Source organism: Methanorbis furvi, assembly GCF_032714615.1.
GTDB lineage: Archaea > Halobacteriota > Methanomicrobia > Methanomicrobiales > Methanocorpusculaceae > Methanocorpusculum > Methanocorpusculum furvi.
The window spans coordinates 1-4125 of sequence record NZ_JAWDKA010000018.1 but is presented as its reverse complement, the minus strand read 5'-3'; the positions used below and the strand labels follow the sequence as shown (position 1 = coordinate 4125).

The window sequence follows — 4125 nt, the reverse complement described above, 5'->3', positions numbered from 1 at the left end:
AGGATGAGTGCGGGATCATCATGAAAATTCCGCATGAACTTATCTCAGAGGTGCGGCTGATCTCAACCGATCAATCGAAACTTAAGGTCATCGTCAAGGTCACCGGCTCCGGGCGGTTGTATGTTCCGAAGGTTGCGGATCCACATGATGCTCTGAATCTGGCAAAGGTTCTGTGGTGCGCTATGGGGGTGCTCTGAATGGATCGGATACTGCTCTATTCTGAATCAGATCCAGAGCAAAAAATCAGGGCAATTTTGCCGAAATCCAAAATTGAACTGATCACAACACCCACAGAGCCGGAACCCGAAACCGGAAAATATCCGGTCACTATCTACACCGACAAAGAAATGATCGTTGTCCTCGTAGAATCCAGTGTCGCAGGGCTTGAACTCGCAGATAAAATTCTTGGAAATTTTTGCTACGATGCCGCTGGCGTAATGTGCTTGGGTATTGCTGAGTCTCTTTTTCGGAGGCGGTTCTGAGATGACATATCATGGAAGCGAACTTGAGGTGAAAACGGATCACAAGGTAGTATCCCTCATGCTGAGATCCATTAACATGCGGAAACCTGAGCAATTGAGGCAGATATGGAGCACTATCCAAAAGGGACTCACAATCATGATCCATGACGAGATCGAAAAATGCGGCGTTCCCGTTTCAACACTCGACGGCGGAGAACTCAGTCTTGTGATCAAGTTCCGAGAATTCACTCCCGAAGAGGCGCGGTTGGTTGAGGGAAGGGAAGATGATCGCCACTGCGTGAAGTGCGACAACAGCTGCATGAAACAGAGGATGCGGAAAGACGACACGGAGGAACTCTCATGAGTCGGTATCTTGTTTGTCCGAACTGTGGGTTATGCCTCGAAGTATCTACTGAACCCACAACTGCAACACTCAAAGCAGATCACCGGTTGGTTTGTCCGGCTTGTGAAAAGGGGATGGTATTGGTGAAAGACCACGACGCAAAGTATGACTTCGTGGTTGCTTACAGGCAGCGGGACGAATCAGAGAAAAAGATCAAAGAGATCATCAACGAATCACGGAATAACACGGCGAAAGAGAACGATTCTGTAGAGGGTGTAAAATGGTAGAAATTCAACTCTCGTTCACTCCTGAGATGGAAGCGGCAATTCTTTCCCGTCGGAAGACTTGCACAACCCGTTTGGAGCAAAAAGGGGAGGCTGGAGACACGTTTCGACTGAAAGATGGGCGTGTTTGCTTTATTAGTTGCGTGGCCAATTTTAAATTTTGGCAAATTGTCTCCATATTGTATGGGGCGGAAGGGTTTGACGAGCCGGGAGATTTTACTGATTTCTGGAATAATCTACCGGGATATCCAAATCACGAAGAGTGCTGGGGACGCACGTTCCCGGTTCATTTCTTCACTCTTCGGGAGGAAAGATGATGCAGCCGACTAAGAAGACCTGCGGAACCTGCGGGCGCTGGGAACATGATCCCGCAAACCCGGAGAAGCGGATCGGCACGTGCAACACCGACGCGGAACGACACGGCGGATACTCGGTAAGAATGCGAAATGATAAGGCGTGCGACAAGTGGGAGGCGAAGAAATGACTGACGAGAACATTGCCGCCGATCTCGTTGCACTTGCGAAGTTCGCCAATAAGGAGTGGACGGCAATTCCGGCACTCGGCACGATCTATGATAGGTTTGGTAATGAGATTGTCGGAACACTTGACAATGGGTATGTTCGCATCAAGACCTCTTTCAGGGGGGTAGAGAAATGCATTGCGAAACATCGTGCAATCTGGATTGCTCAAAATGGATGCGTTCCCGATGATCCGACGTTGCAAATCAACCACAAGAACGGAATCAAGACGGACAATTCTATCATGAACTTGGAGCTTGTTACACCGAAGGAGAATAGCAACAATCCATACGCACCAAACACCCGAAAAGGAGAAAATCACCCGCAGAGCAAAGTCTCTGATGCTGACCGAAGGGAAATTCACCATAAGTACATGAGTACTCGACATCTCCCACGCGGACGCGGAAAAATTACGACATACCAACTGGCCAACGAATATCATCTCACTCATCAGCAGATAGGGAGGATCATTAAGCAGATCGAGGCGTCGATCAGGAGAGCCGAAGCTGAGGCAAAGGGGATGGCAGCATGAGGCCGAGAAGAAGAGACATCACCGGCGCTTACATGCGGCTCCGCACGGAGTTAATCAAAGAGTATCTCGCTGAAGGTTGCAACCTCCACTCTGCGATCCTCTACGCTGATGCTGATGTGCTGTATGTGGAGGGTCTCGGAGATAGAGCAATAAATCTCTTCCTTGAGGTTCCTTTGGAGGCGGCAACATGACCTTTGATCCTACTGTTGATCAGGGGTATCTACTGGAGGGGGAACTTCTCGGCATCTACCCGCAGAAACCGATAACCGACATCTACGAGTATGCCGCATGGTGCCGGGAGCTTGCAGACCGGTTTGCCTATCTTGCGAAGAACTTCAACACCGAAGCCGTCGCCGCAGTCGCAGAGATCCGAATGCAGCAGATCACCTCAGATGTGTATGAGCTGGTCGGAGTTCCTGACAAGAGAGCAACATCTGATCTTAATGCCCTGAAACTGAGGGAAGAGCGCCCGGAGATATGGGAGAAGGCATTATCGATCAAGGCAGCTGACGCGGTGAAGCTGATCGGTGAAGACGAGATCAGGAAACAGATCATCAAGAAGCACGGTCTTGACGTGTGGCACCGGCACGCACACCCGACCATTACAGCAGTTCGGGACTTGCTGCCGAAAGAGGATCAGGCGGACTACATCACGTCTCAGTATGGCGTCGATCACTACGAGGTTCAGCTGAAACAATTACCGGAGGCGAAGGAATGAACGGAGAGACCAAAACCTACTACTACGATAACGGGGAGTTCAGATGCAAATGTAAGTACGCGAGCCTGCATCATCCCCGATTAGGTTTTGTTTGTGGGATTATGGGGTGTAATCATCAGTTCGGAAAGGATGAAGATTATGTCTGTTGTAAGGATGTTCATGGAACACCAAAATGTAAAAAACACGCCGTAGAGAGTAAATCCAAGATAATTTGGTACACAGAACCCCTCTTCCCTGAAGATTTCGAGCGAGAAGTGACGATTTTCGAAGAACTCACACCACGAGATAGAGGTGATTTTGAAGATCGAGATAGGAGTGCTGAAAATGACTCCTGAACGACGTTGCAAGAGCTGCGGAGCCGTTGCCGGAGTTCCGGCAGAGAAGTGGGACGATCCCACTTTCAACACTTTATGCCCGGCGACCGAAATCACCGTAACCGGGATGTGCTTCTGCCGGATGTGGCATCCGTCAACAGATCGGAGGTTCAGGAAATGATACTCGAACTCAAACAGCGGATCGGGTTGTGGATCCTCAATCACATTCTGCATTGGGACACTGGGGACATGCTGCATGCAGCGGTATTTCACGGCGAACTCTCAGAAGAAGCATGGGAGATTTACGAACAGAGACATCACCTTACGGCAATCGTCACCTTTGACGAGCGAGGTTTTGAAACGGTCGGGATGAACATGAGGTTTGAACAATGATACCGGAAGAAACCGCCGTTCAGGTTGTGGTAAAACACATCACGCAGGAGTATCCCCGGTATGAGACTATCCGTATCGAAGGAAGCACGAAAAAACCGGGTGTCACCTGCACAATTTGCCCGGAAGATCCAGAGTGGACAGAGAAGAGAATGAAGTTTGTGATCCAAGAAGCGGCGAAGCTGAAGAAGATGCACGAGGAGCTTGTATGATCGACAAAATTACTCCGATAACTGAAGGTATGGAACCCCGGATCATAACTGATCCCGACGCCCTGATCATATCATCATTGTCCGATGAGTGGATCAGGTTCAAGGCACGAAGTCTTATCAGAACTGCCTTCGCAATTGGATTTGCAGCCGGTCTCATTGTTGCAACCGTCATTATTTCGTATGTTTTGGTGGTGGTCGGATGACTGAAGCACTTGCAACGATTCAGGGAGAATACACGCCGGAACAGAAAGCAATCATGCTTGAAACGGTTGCCAAAGGATGCAAACCGGAACAGTTCATGTTGATGATGGAGCTTGCGAAGAAGTACAAGCTCGATCCCTTCGCCCGGCAGA

Annotated in this window: 13 protein-coding genes; all 13 read left to right on the top strand. The window is 49.5% G+C overall.

Features of this window, described 5'->3' with window-relative positions:
- Nucleotides 1–197 (top strand): hypothetical protein (locus tag McpAg1_RS09500; protein ID WP_338095069.1); only part of this gene is annotated, 197 nt, incomplete at its 5' end.
- 57 nt (nt 198–254) lie between these two features.
- Entirely contained in the window at nt 255–482 is a 228-nt protein-coding gene (locus McpAg1_RS09495; protein WP_338095068.1) for a hypothetical protein, read from the top strand.
- A gap of 1 nt (nt 483) precedes the next feature.
- Nucleotides 484–825 (top strand): hypothetical protein, encoded by a 342-nt coding sequence (locus tag McpAg1_RS09490; protein WP_338095067.1) that lies wholly within the window; start codon nt 484–486, stop codon nt 823–825.
- Nucleotides 822–1091, top strand: coding sequence for a hypothetical protein (locus McpAg1_RS09485; RefSeq protein WP_338095066.1), 270 nt, complete (start codon nt 822–824; stop codon nt 1089–1091). The genes McpAg1_RS09490 and McpAg1_RS09485 overlap by 4 nt, the downstream gene beginning before the upstream one ends.
- The gene (locus McpAg1_RS09480) at nt 1085–1405 is read left to right on the top strand and encodes a hypothetical protein (RefSeq protein WP_338095065.1); all 321 of its coding nucleotides are present in this window, start codon (nt 1085–1087) and stop codon (nt 1403–1405) included. Before McpAg1_RS09485 ends, McpAg1_RS09480 begins: the two co-directional genes overlap by 7 nt.
- Complete coding sequence (locus McpAg1_RS09475) at nt 1402–1572, top strand: hypothetical protein (protein WP_338095064.1); 171 nt, start codon at nt 1402–1404, stop codon at nt 1570–1572. Before McpAg1_RS09480 ends, McpAg1_RS09475 begins: the two co-directional genes overlap by 4 nt.
- A complete protein-coding gene (locus McpAg1_RS09470) occupies nt 1569–2138 on the top strand; it encodes an HNH endonuclease signature motif containing protein (protein WP_338095063.1) in 570 nt (189 codons plus the stop codon). The genes McpAg1_RS09475 and McpAg1_RS09470 overlap by 4 nt, the downstream gene beginning before the upstream one ends.
- Complete coding sequence (locus tag McpAg1_RS09465) at nt 2135–2329, top strand: hypothetical protein (protein WP_338095062.1); 195 nt, start codon at nt 2135–2137, stop codon at nt 2327–2329. The genes McpAg1_RS09470 and McpAg1_RS09465 overlap by 4 nt, the downstream gene beginning before the upstream one ends.
- Nucleotides 2326–2856: a hypothetical protein gene (locus McpAg1_RS09460; protein ID WP_338095061.1), complete on the top strand. Its 531-nt coding sequence runs from the start codon at nt 2326–2328 to the stop codon at nt 2854–2856. Before McpAg1_RS09465 ends, McpAg1_RS09460 begins: the two co-directional genes overlap by 4 nt.
- Entirely contained in the window at nt 2853–3191 is a 339-nt protein-coding gene (locus McpAg1_RS09455) for a hypothetical protein (RefSeq protein WP_338095060.1), read from the top strand. The genes McpAg1_RS09460 and McpAg1_RS09455 overlap by 4 nt, the downstream gene beginning before the upstream one ends.
- A gap of 156 nt (nt 3192–3347) precedes the next feature.
- Entirely contained in the window at nt 3348–3563 is a 216-nt protein-coding gene (locus tag McpAg1_RS09450) for a hypothetical protein (RefSeq protein ID WP_338095059.1), read from the top strand.
- Nucleotides 3560–3772 (top strand): hypothetical protein, encoded by a 213-nt coding sequence (locus McpAg1_RS09445; RefSeq protein ID WP_338095058.1) that lies wholly within the window; start codon nt 3560–3562, stop codon nt 3770–3772. The genes McpAg1_RS09450 and McpAg1_RS09445 overlap by 4 nt, the downstream gene beginning before the upstream one ends.
- Nucleotides 3769–3975, top strand: coding sequence for a hypothetical protein (locus McpAg1_RS09440; protein ID WP_338095057.1), 207 nt, complete (start codon nt 3769–3771; stop codon nt 3973–3975). The genes McpAg1_RS09445 and McpAg1_RS09440 overlap by 4 nt, the downstream gene beginning before the upstream one ends.
- Nucleotides 3976–4125 lie beyond the last annotated feature (150 nt).